Below are 16,712 nucleotides of genomic sequence, written 5' to 3'. Positions count from 1 at the left end.
CCGCCAGACGTCACAACCCCGTCCTCAAGGCCTTCTTTGAGCGCCTCGTGGCCWATGGAAAGCCGAAGCTCGTTGCCCTGATCGCCGTCGCCCGCAAGCTGCTGACCATCCTCAATGTCATGATCAGGACTAAAACACCATGGCAACCCGCTTGACAGCGAACACAGTCGCTCACCCGTCTCGCCGCTGCGCGGCGAGCCACCCTCTCCCACAAGGGGAGAGGGTGAAGAAGCATCTCGCACTCGGGGCCATGTTTTCGACGTGCGGCTGTGCTATTGCAACCGCCATGCTCGACACCGTGCAACCTCGTCCGCAGCCGCAAGCCGGCGTGCCGCAAAACCATCTCGCCGAAGAGTTCGTCGAGACGCTGCGGCTGGCCGTGCCGATGATGCTGACGCAGCTCGGGCAGATCGCGATGATCACGACCGATCTCGCGCTGATCGGGCGGCTCGGCGAGGATGCGGTCGCGGCCGCCGCGCTGGCGCACACCGTCTATTTCGTCAGCTTCACCTTCGGGCTCGGATTGATGGCCGCGGTGTCGCCGCTGGCCGCGCAGGCGTTCGGCGCCGGCGACGTCAAGCGCATCCGCCGCTCCCTGCGCGCCGGCCTGTGGATCGCACTCCTGATCTCGCTGCCGATGATGGCCTCGCCGCTCTATGGCGAGCGCATCCTGCTGGCGCTCGGACAGGCGCCGCAATCGGCCGCGCTCGCGCAGCGCTATCTGAACGGGCTGGCCTGGGGCATCGCGCCGGCGCTGGGCTTCATCGCGTTGCGCAGCATGATGAGCGCGGTGAACCGGCCGCAGCCGCCGCTGTGGATCACCGTTGCAGCGATCCCCGCCAACGCGGCGCTGGTCTATTGCCTGATCCACGGCCTGTTCGGCCTGCCGGAGCTAGGCCTGTTCGGCGCGGGGCTTGCGACCACGCTCGTCAATCTCGGCACCTTCCTTGCCGTGCTCGCCATCGCCGCATGGCGAAAGCCGTTCGCGGACTACCGCCCGCTCGCTCATCTGTGGCGGATCGACTGGCCCCTGATGCGCCAGCTCATCGCGGTCGGCGCGCCGATCTCGTTTTCCCTGCTGCTGGAATATGGCCTGTTCTCGTCCGCCGCGCTGCTGATGGGATTGATCTCGACCACGGCGCTTGCCGCGCACCAAATCGCGCTCCAGGTCACGGCCGTGCTGTTCATGGTCCCACTTGGCATCGGCATGGCGGCGACGGTCCGTGTCGGCCATGCTTTCGGCCGCGACGACCCGGCCGCGGTGAGGCGCGCGGGCCTTGTCGCGGCGGTGCTTGGCGTAGCGTTGGTCTCGGCCCTGACCGTTGCCATCATCCTCGGCCGCTACGAGCTCGGACGGCTGTTCTTCGGGAGCAGCGAGGCCAGCGCGGCCACTGTCGAGCTGACGGCGACCCTGCTGCTGGTCGGCGCGACCTTCTTCATCGCCGACGGCCTCCAGACCATCATGGCCGGCGCGCTGCGCGGCATCAACGATACAAGGATGACGTTGCTGTTCGCGGCGATCGGCTATTGGTGCGTCGCCTTTCCCATCGCCTGGGTGCTGGCCTTCAATGCCGGGCTCGGCGCGGTCGGCGTCTGGATCGGGTTCTCGATCGGCACGTTCGTCTATGCCGGCCTCCTGATCTTGCGCTTCCGCATGCTGACGCGCAGACTGGCGGGATGATCGGGATCATGGAGCCGGTGCGATGACCCTGTCCGTGGACCTCTTCTACTCCTACCGCAGTCCTTTCAGCTATCTGGCGCTGCCGAAGACGCTCAAGCTCGTCGAAGAGTACGATCTCGCGGTGAATTTGCGGCCGGTCTATCCGCTCGCCGTCCGCGTGCCCGGCTTCTTCAAGAAGGCCAGCCCGAACTTCATTCGCTATGTGGTGCTCGACAGCACGCGCGTGGCGCAGCACGAGGGCATCCCGTTCCGCTTTCCGAGGCCCGATCCGATCGTGCAGGACAAGACGACGTTCGATGTTGCGGCCGAGCAGCCCTACATCCACCGCCTGACCCGGCTGGGCGCGATGGCGCAGCTCGAAGGCCGCTCGCTCGCATTCACTGACGCGATCGCGCGCGTGCTGTGGGACGGCTCGGTGGCGGGCTGGAACGAGGGCGATCATCTCGCGCGCGCCACTGAAGCGGCCGGCTTCGATCTCGCCGCGATGGATGAAGCGATCAGTGCCGACCCCGATCGCTACGAGCGGGTGATCACGGAGAACGAAAAGGACCACGCCGCCTCCGGTCATTGGGGCGTGCCGACCTTCGTGTTCGAGAACGAGCCGTTCTTCGGCCAGGACCGCATCGACCTGCTGGTCTGGCGCATGGTGGCCAAGGGCCTGAAAAGGCGTTGATCGTTATTTTAGACGCGTTTTCTTCACGCGAACCGCTATCCGCTTCGCTCGAAAACGCTCTTGCCGGCCGGCATGAACCGGTTTCCCTGAAACTGCGACTGAGACGTGGCGCCCCGATCCCGGCGGCGCGTTCGGAGGGTCGCATGTATCTGGCAAAGTTCTTCCACCGCGCGCCCGGCGATGACGATCGCGAATTGATGCTGGTCCCGGGCAGCGATCCCATGGTGATCGGCGTTCATATGAACTGGAAGGGCGAGCCCGACGCGAACGAATTCCTGCGCGAGGAATTTCCTGATATCGCCGGCGCCGCAGCGGCTTTCCGCCGCCATGTCGCCAAGCTGGTCGCGGCCGGCTATGTCGAGACGGATCATACCAACTACACGCTGCGCGACCTCGGGCCCAATCCGCGAGCCAAGCCGGACTGGCAGAAGGGGCTCGATGAGCTGATGATCCTGGCGCTCAGCGCGCCGATGGCCGAGCAGGCCGCGCAGCTCGACGCGCTCAAGGGCACGCCGGCCGAACATGAGCCGCTATATCTCTGGCACGCCGCTCGCCGCGGCAAGGTCGCCGGTGAAGATCTCGCACAGGCGGTGCGCTTTGCCGAACAGGCGCGCGATACGCTCGTTGCGCGGCGCGCTGCCGGGCAGCCGCATTATGCGTGGTCCATCTATGATAACGACCTCGAGGGGCGCATCCTGGAATTGTTGAGCGACGTCTATCTTCAGGCCGACAATCCCGAGGCATCACTGAAGACGATCGAGCATCTTTGCAAGACCGCCCCGAACCACACGCGCATCCTCAAGCGCGCCGAGCTGCTCTGCGGCTATTTTCCTGAGCGGCGGGAAGAGGCCTTCGACGACGCCTTTCAATGGTCGCGCTTCGGCGGCTATGAGGACATCATGGCGTTTCCCGGCTATGAGGACTACGAGGCCCAGCGCAAGGCGGGAACATCAAGCAAAGGCTGGCGCTGGAAACCCGGTACGCCGGCGAGCGAGGCGGACGTGAGCAAAGCGGAGCAGACGCTCGGCGTCCGCCTCCCCGATGACTATCGCAATTTCCTGCTGACGCGCGGCGAGACCGAATTGCTGGTGCGGCTGCCTGAATCATCGTCCGAGCTTCGCTTCTATGCGCCTGATGAACTCGCCACGCAGCTTCGCAATGTCCTGGACTTCATTGCCCACTCCGAGGACGAGCTCGAAGAGGCCTGCGCCTATTTCCGCCAGGAATACGGCGTCTCGCTGAGACACCTGGTGCCGGTTGCCGAGCCGTCGCAGCTCAGCCGCTGCCTGCTGCTCCATGTCGAGCCCGGCGAGCGCTATGGCCAGTGCTTTCAGTGGGACCATGACGGCGCGTGGGAGCTGGAGCAGCAGCAAGCGGGCCTCGATGTCGCGTTGAAGGCGCTGACCGACGGCATCGAGCGGCGCGACGCGACGCAGCTGGCGTTCTTCGATCTGTAGCCTCTTATTCTGACGCGTTTTCTTGACGCGAACCGGCAACCACTTCGCTCGAAAACGCTCTGGCTCACTCCGCCACGCGCGCGGACTTGTCGGTCGAGGCTTCCGACCATTCGCCGACGACGCGATCGAGATCGCAGAGGTTTTGGTGCATCTGCTCCAGCGAGAAGCCGATCGCGAAGAAGCGCTCGGCGGTGTCGCCGGGCTGGCCGCGGATCAGGCCGTCATGACGGACGGCGGCGACGGCCTCGGCATAATGCTGGAGCGCGACGTGGACCGGATGGATCGCCGGCGCACCGGCGCCCTCGCGCAAGGCAGCTGCGGCGGAGCGAAGGAATCGCGCGATCACGGTCGAGACTTCCGTCAGCGGGGCTGCAAGCCGCATCTGCACCTCGGCCGGCAGCGGCACCACCGTGGCACGGCCGATCATCACGACGTCATGGCGCAGCCGCAGCACCGTGCGCAGCAGCGGGCCGGTGTCGGGCCCGCTCGACAGTCGCACGGAGCGCTCACGCTCGGCTTCGGCGCCGATCGCGTTCATGCCCACCATTGCCGTGCCGATGCCGTCCTGGATCCGGTGCAGCGCGTCGTTGTCGCGGCCGCGCGTGAGCCCCGCGAGCAGTTCGGTGAAGGCATCCGCGATCAGTTCGAGCAGCGTGGCCGCGCTGGCGCGGATCTGCCGCACGGCGCGGGACGGCAGCACCAGGAATGAGACCAGCAGGCCAGTGATGGCGCCGACCCCGACCTCGCTGACGCGGTCGATCGCCGACGCCAGGGGATCGGAATGATGCATGGTCGGAACCAGCAGCACGATGATCGCCGTCACCGTGGCGGCGTTGAGGCTTGGGTTGATCGCAGCCACGAAGGCGAGCGGCGCGACCGCCAGCACCAGCAGCCCCAACAGGCCCACCTCGGTGGAATAAGGGATCAGGATCGCGATGGCGCCGCCATAGATGGCGCCGCCGATCGTGCCGAGCACGTAGTCGCGCGTCGCCTTCAGCGAGCGGCCGACGCTCATCTGGGTCACGATCAGCGAAGTCAGGACCGCCCAGAGCGGCAGCAACAGATGCAGCGCGGTGGCGATCGCATAGGCCGCCACCGCGGCCACCGTGACCCGGATCGCCAGCCCCAGCTGCGTCCGCCGTGATCGGATCCGGTCGAACATTTGTCTTGCGAGTGCCATCGTCGAATGTCCCGATCCGATCCTCTTGGAGCCTGCCAAAAGCATGGCTGATGCCCGCGGCCCCAAGGCCGCTTGAAAGGCCAAATCAGCCCGCCTAACTTGCGCGCCAAAACGAGGAAACACGATGGCTCACGAAACCGCAACGCTCGCCGCCTATGTCGTTAATCTGACATACCAGGATATTCCGGCGGAGGTGCTGGATCGCGTCAAGGTGCTGACGCTGGACTTCCTCGGCAGTGCTATCCGGGCCCGCAGCGAGGCGGAATCCACCCCCTCGATCCTGAAGATGCTGGAAGCGCTCGCGCTCGACACCAAGGGCGAGTCCACCGTGTTCGGCGACAGCAAGACCTGGACGCCGGCGGTCGCCGCCCTCCTCAACGGCGCGCTCGGCCATTCCCTCGACTTCGACGACACCCACGCCGATTCCTCGCTGCATCCGAGCGCGCCGGTGGTTCCGGCCGCCTTCGCCGTCGGCGAGATGGTCGGCGCCTCGGGCCGAGACGTGCTGACCGCGATCGTCGCGGGCTATGAGGTCTGCTGCCGGCTCGGCAACGCGCTCGACCCGACCTCGCATTACGCGCGCGGCTTCCATCCGACCGCGACCGCCGGCACCTATGGCGCGGCGGCCGCCGCCGGCAAACTGTTCGGCCTGTCTGAGCAGCAGATCATCGCCGCGTTCGGCGTCTCCGGCAGCCAGGCCGCGGGCTCGCTGCAATTCCTAGTCAACGGCGCGTGGAACAAGCGCTACCAGGTCGGCGCCGCCGCGATGAATGGCGTGATCGCCGCGACGCTGGCGCGCAACGATTTCGTCGGCGCGACGGAATCGGTCGAGGGCAAGCACGGCCTGCTCGCCGGCTACACCGACGATGCGCATCCCGACAAGGCGGTGGCCGAGCTCGGCAAGACCTATGAGACCATGAAGATCGGCGTCAAACCGTATCCGAGCTGCCGCTACACCCACGCGGCGATCGATGCGCTGATCGCGATGCGGCGCGAGCACAATCTGACGCCCGATCAGGTCAAGCGCGTCGAGATCGGTTTGCATCGGAACGGCATCACCTTGACCGGCGATGCCGCGACCAAGCGGCATCCGACCTCGATCGTCGGCGGCCAGTTCTCGATGTTCTTCACCGGCGCGCTCGCGCTCGACCAGGGCTCCTTCGGCTGGGACGATTACAACCGCCTGGGCGACGCCGCCATCGACGCGCTCGCCGACAAGTTCGACGTGGTGCAGGACGACCGGCTCGAGGTCGGCCGCACTCATCCGTTCGGCGCGCGCGTCAGCATCACGACGGACGATGGCGTGCATGAGCGGCTCTATGCCGACCCCTCGGGCGAGCCGACCTCGTTCCCCGATGCGCAGGCGATGCAGCAGAAGTTTCTGACGCTGGCGCGCCCAGTGTTGAACGCGCGCGCGGAGAAATTTGCCGACGCGATCATGACACTGGAGCGGTTCGACCGCGTGGCGAAGGCCACGGAGCTCGGGAGGTAGGAGATTCCCTCCGCGCAGACGGTGCACCCTCGCCCCTTGTGGGAGAGGGTGGATGCGCGAAGCGCAGCCGGGTGAGGGGTTCTCTCCGCGCGCGACTCTCTAGCGGTCTAATTCGCGGATAGAGACCCCTCATCCGGCGCTTCGCGCCACCTTCTCCCACAAGGGGAGAAGGAAGAAGAGACCGCGCTCCGCTGCTGTCATCAATCCACCCCCGCCATTTTCCCCTTCTCGCGCGTGGCTGCCACCACATCCCGCACCAGATCGAACACGCCATCGGCTTCCGGTGGCCAGTTCGGCGAGCGGCCCAGCCGCACGATCACAAGCTGTTCCGAGGGAATGATGATCGTGTACTGCCCGATCGTGCCCTTGGCGAAGAAGGCATCGCGCGGCCAGCCGTGCTCCACGCGGAAATTCGCGCCAAAGCTGTCGCCCTGGTTGGTCCAGAAGCCGGCGCCGATGCCGACCCAGGCATTCGGCGTGGCTGACGCCGTGTAATTCACCCAGCCCTCGGGGAGGATACGCTTGCCGCCGGCGACGCCGTCATTGAGATAGAGCTGACCGAAGCGCGCCCAGTCGCGCGCGGAGGCCAGCATCTCGCTCGATCCCTCGATCGTGCCGGCACCGTCGAGCTGGAGCGTGACCTGGCGCATGCCGAGCGGCGCGAACAACTCACGGCGCGCGAAGCGCAGCGCGTCGGCGGGGTTGCCGCCGGCGGCGTTGCGGATCAGGTGCGCGAGCATGATGGTGTTGCCATCGTGATAATTCCACACCGTGCCCGGCGCGGTCGCAAGCGGCCTGCTCGCGGCATACGCGGCCATGTCGTCCTCCACGAATTTCATGCGATTGACCGGTTCGAAGGCGGAGCCAAGCGAAGCCTGCAGCGAGCTGCCGAGCGCGAGGCCCGCGGTGTGTCGCAGCAGCTGGTCGACGATGATGGCGCGGCGCGGATCATCCGGATTTGTCCACGCGGCGACCGGTGCGGGCCCGTCGAGCTTGAGCTTACCCTGGCGCACGAGAATGCCTGTTAGCGCCGAGATCACCGACTTCGTCATGGAGAAGCCGAGCAGCGGCGTCTCCGGCCCAACACCATCCGCATAGCGCTCGGCGATGACGCGGCCCGACTTCATGACGACGATGGCGCGGGTGCGGCGGGTGGGCGGCTGCGCGGGTTCGGTGAAGGCGCGATCGAGTGCGGCTGATAGCCCCTCGCTTTGCGGCGGCACGATTGAAGGTCCCGCGATCTCGGGGAGCAATGGGGGCTGTTTGTCATCCGCCGGCGGCGCGACATCGGCGATATCAGCGCCGTGCTCGAGCGTGCAGCCCAGCCCCTCGCGATAGACGGCATGGCTGCGGCCGAGGCCGAACAGCGTCACGGTGACGTCCTTGCGCACCCGGTCGATCCGGTAGTCCATCGCCCAGGTGATCAGACCCGTGCCGGGCATTGCGTCGGTGGTCTCGGTGAAGGTGCGCTGCGGATCGAGGCCGGAGACGAATGTCTCGGCGCAGAGGATGTCGGCGAGGAAGCCGGTGGCGACCTGCGGCGCGTTGCGCGCGCGAGCCGCGCCGAACGCGAGGCCGAGACAGGCGACGGCGGTGGTCAGGAGGATGATCTTGCGGCGGCGGGTCACGGGCTTTCTCCGGCTGGGGCGTGTGCCGGGAGGAAGCCGGAGCGGGCGGAGGAGTGCTCGCCGGATTTGGAAAATGGACTGGCTGAAACTGAACCGGGCTGGTCGATTCTGGAATTTCGGCGTGATTGGAAAGGGTTAGAACTTACGCCGCACTCACCTTGAGCCGCCGGTATTCCGTCGGCGTCACGCCCGTCACCGCCTTGAAGGCGCGGTTGAAGGGACCGAGCGACTGGAAGCCGGCATCCATCGCGATGGTGATGACGGGGACCTCGGCCTGCGCGGGATCGGCGAGCGCGGCCTTGGCTTCCTCGATCCGGTGGTTGTTCAGGAACACATTGAAATTGCGGTAGCCGAGCCGCTGGTTGATCAGCCGGCGCAGCCTGTATTCGGGAATTTTCAGCCGGCCCGCCAGCACGCCGATGGTGATGTTCTCCTGCCGATAGATCCGCTCGTCCGCCATCAGCCGCATCAGGGCATCGATCAGCTTCTGGTCGGCGGCTTCATCGGTGGCTGTGGGATGGCTCAGAATGACCGCTGGCGTGACGCCCGTATTCGCCGGAAACAGGTCGGCACCATCGACGCGCATCATCGCGGTGGCGATGGCCGCGACGACGCAGGCCAGTACGCCGGCATTGATGGTGTTGGCGACATCGCCGACGTCGCTGCCGGCGACGGCAATCTGGAGCAGTGCGTTGAGTCCGCCATAGAGCGCGGCGGCGCAGACGATGAAGACGCGGGCACGCCGCCGGCGCTCGACCAGATCGGCCGGCCACGAGGCGATCGTCTGCCCCACCGCGAGCGCGATGAAGCCGAGCACGATCAGGTTCACCACGGTGACGGAGAACCGCACATGGCCGCCCGGCGCGATCCAGACGCACCCGGCGAAGCTGAACGCGGTCACCAGCGCCCAGATCAATCCATGCCACGAGCGCAGGCGAAATTCGTCGTCGAACAGCGCGCGCGTGAACAGCCAGAACACCACGATATTGCCGGTCGACAGTGCGATCAGCGGCGCATGCCAGGCCGGCACCAGCGACGTCACGCCGACCGAATAGCTCACCGCATGCGCGGCCGAGCCGAGCGCGAAGGCCGCGCCGAGCCGAGCCGCCAGCACGTTGCGGAAGTCCGAGAACAACGATGCCGCCAACACCAACAGCAGCGCCACGGCGCTGGCGCGAAAGGCAAGTTCGAGATTGGCAAGCAGCATCCGGTCGACCCGATCGCGCACGCACGCGCGTGACGCGAACCTAGTTCAGATCAAAGACCGATTCAATTTCGCCGGGTCCACGCGGCGCGCGACGTGATCCAGGCGTCAGCCGGTTTGCCGAACAGATCGATCTCGCGCTCCTTCCGGGCGCCCAGGCTGCGCGCCACGCCCTGCGACGGCGTATTCGTGCTCTCGATACAGTGCATGATCTCGTCGATCTCAAAGCTGTCGAACACCCAGTCGATCGACGCGCTGGTCGCTTCCACCGCATAACCTTTGCCGCGGAATTCCTTGGCGATGCCCCACCCGACCTCGAAGCCGGGCCAGCCCGGCGGGCACCACGGACCAACCCGCCCGATGTAGCTGCCGCTCGATTTCTCCTCGACCGCAAACATGCCGAAGCCGTGGAGCGCCCAGTGCCCGGAGATCACGGCCGCGTTACGCCAGCCGGCAATCTCGGTCGTGACCGGCTTGCCGTCGGCGGCGATGAATCGGGCGGTGCCGGGATCGGACAGCATCGCGGCGTTCGGCGCAATATCGCCCGCGCGCCATGGCCGCAGGATCAAATGTTCCGTCTCGATTCGGGGGCCTGTGACCTCGAGCAGCCTGGCGCCTGGCTTGAGCGGTGGGATCATCGGTCTTCTCCCGTTCCCGACATTGTTCTGTTACGATCATACCAGCAAGAAACAGGAGACCACCATGAGCTGGCAACCCTCGAACGATCCCGTGCTCGGCGATCCCATGTCCTGCGACGCACTCGATCTCGTCATCGTGCCACGCACCCGCGACCTCGGCGACGGATTCGTGGTGCGGCGCGCGCTGCCGCATGGCAGGCGGCAGATGGTCGGGCCCTTCATCTTCTTCGATCATTTCGGCCCGGTGCAGTTCGTCTCCGGCAAGGGCATGGACGTGCGGCCGCATCCGCATATCGGGCTTGCCACCGTCACCTATCTGTTCGACGGCTCGATCATGCATCGCGACAGCGAGGGCAACGTCCAGGAGATCGCGCCCGGCGCGATGAATCTGATGACCGCCGGCCGCGGCATCGCCCATTCCGAGCGTACGCCGGACGCGCAGCGCGCCTCGGGCCAGCAGATGCTCGGCCTGCAAAGCTGGATCGCGCTGCCGGCCGGATCCGAAGAGATCGCGCCGTCGTTCCAGCATTACGGCGCGGGCGATCTGCCGATGATTTCCGAGCGCGATTTCACCGCGCGGGTGATCGCGGGCTCCGCCTTCGGCATCACCTCGCCGGTGACGATGGTCTCGCCCTGGTTCTACACCGAGGTCACGGCGGTCGCGGGCGCCAGCGTGCCGCTCGACCCCGACCACGAGGAGCGCGCCATCTACGTCGTCGACGGCGAGGTCGAGATCGCGAACGAGCGTTATGAGGGGCCGCGGCTGCTGATCTTCCGGCCCGGCGACCGCATCACCGTGAAGGCGCTGAAGGCAACGCGCATGATGTTTCTCGGTGGCGATGCATTGGAAGGCCCGCGCCACATCTGGTGGAATTTCGTCTCCTCCAGCAAGGAGCGGATCGAGCAGGCCAAGCAGGACTGGAAAACCGGCCGCTTCGCCGCAGTTCCGCAGGAACATGAGTTCATTCCGCTGCCGGAATAGGCTATCCCGATTTAGGCCGTACCATCCAGTGCGGCCTGAATCTCCTGTCCGATGGACTTGTCTGCGAAGGCCCTGCCGATGACCGCCATGCTCTCCAGTGACCTGCCCCTGCCCAAGATCGGACGCGGCAAGGTGCGCGATATCTACGCCGTCGACGACGACCGGCTGCTGCTCGTCACCACCGACCGCATCAGCGCCTTCGACGTCGTGATGGGCGAGACCATCCCGATGAAGGGTGCGGTGCTGACCCAGATCAGCGCATTCTGGTTCAACGAGCTCGAAGGCGTGGTGCCGCATCACATGATCAGCGCCGACGCCGACGAGATCATTGCCGCCGTGCCGGCCTTGAAGCCGCATCGCGCCGAGATCCTCGGCCGCGCCATGCTGTCGCGCCGCACCACCGTCTTCCCGATCGAATGCGTGATCCGCGGCTATCTCTCGGGCTCCGCCTGGAAGGAATATGCCGCCAGCGGCACGCTGGCCGGCGAGAAGCTGAAGGCGGGCCTCGTCGAGAGCGAGAAGCTGGAGCCTTCGATCTTCAGCCCGGCGACCAAGGCCGAGACCGGCCATGACGAGAACATCACCATCGCGAAGATGCGCGAGGTCGTCGGCGACGAGGTCGCCTACACGCTCGAGAGCATGACGCGCGCGGTCTATACGCTCGGCGAGGAGCTCGCCCGCGAGCAGGGCATCATCATCGCCGACACCAAGTTCGAGTTTGGCCGCGACAAGGACGGCCGTATCATCCTGATCGACGAAGTCATGACGCCGGATTCTTCGCGGTTCTGGGCGGTCGATGCCTACAAGCCCGGCCAGCCGCAGGCGAGCTTCGACAAGCAGCCTTTGCGCGATTATCTCGACGTCGAGCGCCACGCCGGCCGCTGGAACGGCGACGCGCCGCCGCCCCCGCTGCCCGCCAGCGTCGTGGATGCAACCAGCAAGCGCTATCTCGAAGCCTACAGGCGCGTGACGGGGAAAGAGCTGAAGATTTAAGCCCGGCTGTTTCGTCTCGCTCCGTCATCGCCCGGCTTGACCGGGCGATCCAGTACTCCGAGACGCCTGTGATTCACCGAGAAGCCGCGGCGTACTGGATTCCCCGCTTTCGCGGGGAATGACAGCGGTGAGTGTGGAGGCTTCGTTTTTTCTGTCCATCATATGGTTGACCATTCACATGTCGTGAATGGAGATCCTCACCGCAAAACTGTCGGATATTTCACAGTTACAAGAATCCAGTTGCGCTAAGCCCGTACTCGTCTACGTCTCGGGACGGGACTTTTCAGGGGCGAGCGCAACGGCGTGACCGATCCAGCAATTATTTTCAATCCGGCTTCGCGATTCAATCCGGCCCTCAAGCGTGCGTTAAATGATATATTGGGCGGAACGGCGGCCAGCGTCCTGACCGTCACCTTCGGGCTGTCCTATTCGCTGCTGATCTTCGCCGGGCCGCTCTCGCCTTACCTGTCCTACGGAATCACGGCGACGTTCGTCAGTTCCACGGTGCTTGCGGTCGTCATCGGGCTCGGCAGCTCCCTGCCCTTCGCAATTGGTGCTCCCGACAGCTCGACCGCGGCGGTGACGGGAATTCTGGCGGCCTCGGTGGTCGAACGCCTCGAGACGGCGAACCTGTCGGCACCGCTGCTCTCGCCGGTTCTGATCACGCTCGGCCTGTCGACGGTGCTGACGGGATTGGTGCTGTGCGGATTGGGCCTGACGCGGCTGGGCCGCGCCATCCGCTACGTGCCCTATCCCGTCGTCGGCGGCTTCCTCGGCGCCACCGGACTTCTCATCGCCCTGGGCGCGGTGCGGGTGATCACCAACCACCCGCTCCAGTTCACGACGCTGCAGCACTTCACCAACGGCACCACATTGCTGGAGCTGGGCGCCGCCTGCGCGATGGCGCTGGTGCTGTATCTGACCTGGCATCGCTCGCGCAGCCCGTTCGGACTGCCGATCATCCTGGTGGGCGGCGTGCTCACGGCGCATCTGGCGTTCTGGATCACCGGCGTTTCATTCGATCACGCGCGCGTCCTGGGCTGGACGTTTCAGCCGCCGCCGCAGGCGGTCTTCGTGCTGCCCTGGCACACCGACGATCTCGCCCGCTATCCCTGGTTTGCCGTGCCGGACCTGCTCGGCAACGTGGTTGCCGTCATCTTCGTCACGGCCTCGAGCACCCTGTTCAACACCACCGGCATCGAGGTTGCCGTGCATCGCGAGGCCAATCTGGAGCGCGAGCTGAACGTCACCGGYGCCGCCAATATCCTGACCGGCATGCTGGGTGGCTACGCCGGCTGCAGCTCGATCAGCCGTTCGATCCTCAATTTCTCCAGCGGCGGCCGCGGGCGCTTGTCCGGCCTCACGGTCGCGGCGCTGTCCCTGCTGATGCTTGCCGTCGCGCCCGATCTGCTCGGCTTCATCCCGAAATTCGTCATCGGTGGCCTTCTGCTCTATCTCGGTGCCGACCAGCTCCACAAATGGATCATCGAGTCGCGCAAGCGGCTCTCGAAGCTCGAATATCTCTCCCTGATCGCCATCATCGCGATCATCGTCGCCTGGGGCTTCGTCCCGGGCATCCTGATCGGCGTGATCATCGGCTGCGCGACGTTTGCGTTCAGCGCCGCACGGGTGGAGTCAATCAAATACAGTTTCGACGGCTCGGAATATCGCTCCTCGCTCGACCGCTCGCGCGACGACCAGGACGTGCTGCTGGCCCATGGCGGCAACATCCAGGGCCTGAACTTGCAGAGCTATCTGTTCTTCGGCTCCGCCAACCGGCTCTACCAGCACGTCAAGCAGCTGCTCCAGGAGCGCCCGGAGTGCCGCTATCTGCTGTTCGACTTCAAGCTCGTCACCGGCGTCGACTCCTCGGCCGCCTACAGCTTCGCCCAGATCAAGCGCAGCGCGCATGATCTCGGCGTCGAGCTGATCCTGGTGCACCTGTCGGCGGCGGCCGAGAAGGTGCTGCGCTCCAGCGACTTCGTCGGCGAGGGCGTCACCATCATTCCCGAGCTCGATCATGCGCTGGAATGGTGCGAGAACGAGATCATCTCGCAGCATCAGGGGCGGGAGCAGGAAGAAGCCAGCCTGCGCGACTGGTTCACGGGGATACTCGACAGCGAGGCCGACGCCGACGCGCTGATCCACCGCTGCCAGCGCCTCGAGGTCGAGGCCGGCGACATCATCGTGCAGGCCGGCGACCCCGCCGATTCCATGCATTTCATCCTCGACGGCCGCGTCGGCATCATGGTCCCCGCCGACGACGACCGCACCACGCGCGTGCGCAGCCTGGGGCGCTATACCACGATCGGCGAGATGGGACTGGTGTCGAACACGCCGCGCAGCGCGACGATCCAGGCCGAGGTCGCCAGCGTGCTCTACGTGCTCAACACGCTCCAGTTCGACGCGATCAGGGACGAGGACCCCGCGCTCAGCCACAAGCTGCTGACCTATTTCGTGTCGGTCATGGCCGAGCGGCTGACGTTCGCGAACAGGACGATTGCGGTGTTGCGGCGGTGACTGGTCCGTCGCCCGGATGGAGCGGAGCGCAATCCGGGCTACACGCTATTGGTCCCGCGGATTTACAAATCCATGAAGCTGCCGAATGCGGTCACCGTCCAACACCGCCATGTCGACGCCTGTGGCGGCAGGTGTTGCGGCTCCGGGCGCAGCCAGCGTCCAGCCGAACAGGACCTGATCGTGATGCGCGTTCACGTGACCGGCGAGCGTGAAGCGGAGATCCGGAAGTCTCGCCTGCAAGGCTTGCACCAGGCGCTCGATCGCATCCTTTCCAGCCACCGAGTCATTCGGATCGATATAGACGCACGCGTCGCTGAAGACTCTGTCGATCAGCAACCGGCGCTTCCCGGCATCTCTCTCGTTCCAGACCGCGATGTAGTTCTGGACGAGATTGGTCACCTGTTCACTCATTTTGCTTCCTTCCCTGTCGCACCCATGTCTGCTACTTGCGAAAGTGTGTCGCGAACCATGGTGTCCAGACTGCTCGCGGTGACGCCCAGCAGTTTCTCTGTATCGCCGGCATCGAGCAAAAGCGGCTTTTCGAACAAATAGGCCATCTCGATCCCTTCGCTGAAGCCGATGCCTTCCAGCTCAGCCGGGGCGAGTCGCGACAGGCCAGGAGCGTCGATCTTCAGCGCGGCTGCGAATCTCCGTACCAGCTCGCGCACCGACGCCGACTGCGACGGCACGTGAAAGGCGCGGCCCCATTCTCCAGTGAAGCGCGACGCTGCAACCAGCGTCTTCGCCGTGTCCTTGGTGAAAGACCAGGCATGCGCGGCATCCGGATCGCCGAGGAAGGCAACCGGCTCGTTCCTAAGCAGCGACGGCAACGCCAGCAGGGAAAAATAGGCGACTGCGCCGTCGCCGAGATAATCGCTCGCCCGCACTTCAAGGGCGGGAACGCTCGATCGCAACGCACGCTGCCACATGATGTGCCGGGTCGTGCCCTTTCGGGTGGTCGGGTCCGGCTCCATGTTTGGCGTAAGAGGGCTCGCAGCCCCCGCGCCGTAGCCATAGACATTCCCAGCCACGAGCAGCCTGGCACCAACCTGCTCGGCCGCCTTGACCGTTCCGTCCATGATCGGAAAGAAGTCGGTCGGCCAACGATGATAGGCCGCCATCGCGCACATGAAGATCGCATCCGCGCCCTTGCTGAGTACCGCCAGCTGTGCGGCATCGGTGGCATCCGACGAAACCGTACGCACATCGCCGGCATTGAGCGATCCGGCATTCCTGCTGGTCAGGATGACACTGTGCCCTTCTTCCGCCAGAAGGCGCGCGGTTTCGCGCCCGACCGGGCCGGCTCCCACAATCACGTAGTGACTCACTTGGCATCCTCATTTGTCGGGAAACGACAGATGAGTTCTTTGACGCCGGCGCCGTTGAAAATCGCGCACGATCCGCCAAATATCGAACACGTTCCGCCAAGATCTGGAGCCTGACCCATGCGTGCGAGATCGAGTTCGGCGTCAACATCGGCCGGCGCCACCGCTGCGGCCAGGCGAACCGAGCCTGACGCCGTCGCGCTGGAGCCGATCGGCGATCACCGCATCATCATCCACCTCAACCGGGCGACGCGCTCATTCTGTCTCGAGACCGGGGAACAGTTTCTACGTCAGGCCGGCGATATCGATGTGGTTCCGTCCGGCGCCATCGGCGGCTTCGTGGCTGAGACGCCCTACCAGTCGCTTCAGATCCGGCTCGCACCAGGCATGCTGGACCACGCAGCATCAAGGAGCCGACAATTGGCAGCCGCCCGGCTCACACATCATCATATGCTGCGGAATGACCGCATCGTTCTGCTTGGACAGGCTCTCGAAAGCGACGTGAAAGCGGGCTCGCCGAGCGGCCCGTTGTTTGCCGAAAACGTGGGAATGGCCCTGGCGGTCGAATTGATCAACCTGGCGAATGATCCGCCGGGAGAGGCCATCCGCCTCTCGAACGCGCAGCTCCAGAGAGTCCTCGCCTATATCGATGCAAATTTCGACCAGCCGCTCACAATCGACATTCTCAGCCGCGAGGCCGGCGTCAGCAGCTCGCATCTGCGGACCTGGTTCAAGGCGGCCATGGATGTCACGATTCATCGCTACATCCTGAGAAGGAGAGTGGAGCACGCGCGCCAGCTCCTCCTTCAAGGCGATCGCAAGCTAAGCGATGTTGCCCTCGAAGCGGGCTTTGCCCATCAATCTCATCTGGCCAAATGGATGCGACGCGAGCTCGGACGCAGTCCCAGCGAACTGCGTCGAAGCAAGGACTGATCGGCG

Annotated in this window: 14 protein-coding genes; 8 read left to right on the top strand and 6 right to left on the bottom strand. The window is 65.4% G+C overall.

Annotation, left to right across the window (positions count from 1 at the left end; genetic code table 11):
* The first annotated feature begins 286 nt into the window (after positions 1–286).
* The 3 genes from AC1DW2_RS14335 to AC1DW2_RS14325 all read left to right on the top strand — a co-directional run bounded on the left by AC1DW2_RS14335 (position 287) and on the right by AC1DW2_RS14325 (position 3,811).
* On the top strand, positions 287–1,681 hold the full coding sequence (locus AC1DW2_RS14335; RefSeq protein ID WP_441497369.1) for an MATE family efflux transporter: 1,395 nt from the start codon (positions 287–289) through the stop codon (positions 1,679–1,681).
* A 22-nt stretch (positions 1,682–1,703) separates the two neighbouring features.
* A complete protein-coding gene (locus AC1DW2_RS14330) occupies positions 1,704–2,354 on the top strand; it encodes a 2-hydroxychromene-2-carboxylate isomerase (protein WP_441497332.1) in 651 nt (216 codons plus the stop codon).
* Positions 2,355–2,497: 143 nt separating this feature from the next.
* Entirely contained in the window at positions 2,498–3,811 is a 1,314-nt protein-coding gene (locus tag AC1DW2_RS14325; RefSeq protein ID WP_441497333.1) for an SMI1/KNR4 family protein, read from the top strand.
* Positions 3,812–3,875: 64 nt separating this feature from the next.
* Here AC1DW2_RS14325 and AC1DW2_RS14320 read toward each other — a convergent pair whose 3' ends face one another.
* A complete protein-coding gene (locus AC1DW2_RS14320) occupies positions 3,876–4,991 on the bottom strand; it encodes an FUSC family protein (RefSeq protein ID WP_071908952.1) in 1,116 nt (371 codons plus the stop codon).
* A 124-nt stretch (positions 4,992–5,115) separates the two neighbouring features.
* Between AC1DW2_RS14320 and AC1DW2_RS14315 the strand changes: the two genes are divergently transcribed.
* Positions 5,116–6,483, top strand: coding sequence for an MmgE/PrpD family protein (locus AC1DW2_RS14315; protein WP_441497334.1), 1,368 nt, complete (start codon positions 5,116–5,118; stop codon positions 6,481–6,483).
* Between the two features lie 200 nt (positions 6,484–6,683).
* Here AC1DW2_RS14315 and AC1DW2_RS14310 read toward each other — a convergent pair whose 3' ends face one another.
* From AC1DW2_RS14310 to AC1DW2_RS14300, 3 genes are all read right to left on the bottom strand, one after another.
* A complete protein-coding gene (locus AC1DW2_RS14310; RefSeq protein ID WP_441497335.1) occupies positions 6,684–8,111 on the bottom strand; it encodes a serine hydrolase domain-containing protein in 1,428 nt (475 codons plus the stop codon).
* A 142-nt stretch (positions 8,112–8,253) separates the two neighbouring features.
* Positions 8,254–9,318: a helix-turn-helix domain-containing protein gene (locus AC1DW2_RS14305; protein ID WP_477006373.1), complete on the bottom strand. Its 1,065-nt coding sequence runs from the start codon at positions 9,316–9,318 to the stop codon at positions 8,254–8,256.
* Positions 9,319–9,380: 62 nt separating this feature from the next.
* Complete coding sequence (locus tag AC1DW2_RS14300) at positions 9,381–9,953, bottom strand: GNAT family N-acetyltransferase (protein ID WP_441497336.1); 573 nt, start codon at positions 9,951–9,953, stop codon at positions 9,381–9,383.
* Positions 9,954–10,017: 64 nt separating this feature from the next.
* On the opposite strand from AC1DW2_RS14300, the gene AC1DW2_RS14295 reads away from it, so the two are divergent.
* From AC1DW2_RS14295 to AC1DW2_RS14285, 3 genes are all read left to right on the top strand, one after another.
* Positions 10,018–10,935: a pirin family protein gene (locus AC1DW2_RS14295; RefSeq protein WP_441497337.1), complete on the top strand. Its 918-nt coding sequence runs from the start codon at positions 10,018–10,020 to the stop codon at positions 10,933–10,935.
* Positions 10,936–11,013: 78 nt separating this feature from the next.
* Positions 11,014–11,928 (top strand): phosphoribosylaminoimidazolesuccinocarboxamide synthase, encoded by a 915-nt coding sequence (locus tag AC1DW2_RS14290; protein WP_085405113.1) that lies wholly within the window; start codon positions 11,014–11,016, stop codon positions 11,926–11,928.
* A gap of 303 nt (positions 11,929–12,231) precedes the next feature.
* Positions 12,232–14,448, top strand: coding sequence for an SLC26A/SulP transporter family protein (locus AC1DW2_RS14285; RefSeq protein ID WP_441497338.1), 2,217 nt, complete (start codon positions 12,232–12,234; stop codon positions 14,446–14,448).
* Positions 14,449–14,493: 45 nt separating this feature from the next.
* On the opposite strand, the gene AC1DW2_RS14280 is transcribed toward AC1DW2_RS14285, so the two are convergent.
* Both AC1DW2_RS14280 and AC1DW2_RS14275 read right to left on the bottom strand, forming a co-directional pair.
* Positions 14,494–14,859: a nuclear transport factor 2 family protein gene (locus tag AC1DW2_RS14280; protein ID WP_085405062.1), complete on the bottom strand. Its 366-nt coding sequence runs from the start codon at positions 14,857–14,859 to the stop codon at positions 14,494–14,496.
* Positions 14,856–15,758 (bottom strand): NAD(P)H-binding protein, encoded by a 903-nt coding sequence (locus AC1DW2_RS14275; RefSeq protein WP_477006370.1) that lies wholly within the window; start codon positions 15,756–15,758, stop codon positions 14,856–14,858. The genes AC1DW2_RS14280 and AC1DW2_RS14275 overlap by 4 nt, the downstream gene beginning before the upstream one ends.
* A gap of 135 nt (positions 15,759–15,893) precedes the next feature.
* Here AC1DW2_RS14275 and AC1DW2_RS14270 point away from each other — a divergent pair, with 135 nt between their 5' ends.
* Positions 15,894–16,706 (top strand): helix-turn-helix transcriptional regulator, encoded by an 813-nt coding sequence (locus AC1DW2_RS14270; protein ID WP_477006369.1) that lies wholly within the window; start codon positions 15,894–15,896, stop codon positions 16,704–16,706.
* Positions 16,707–16,712: the final 6 nt, after the last annotated feature.

Source organism: Bradyrhizobium sp. P3_C3, assembly GCF_056402655.1.
Note: the sequence above shows the minus strand (reverse complement) of the source record. Positions and strands in the feature narration are given on the sequence as shown.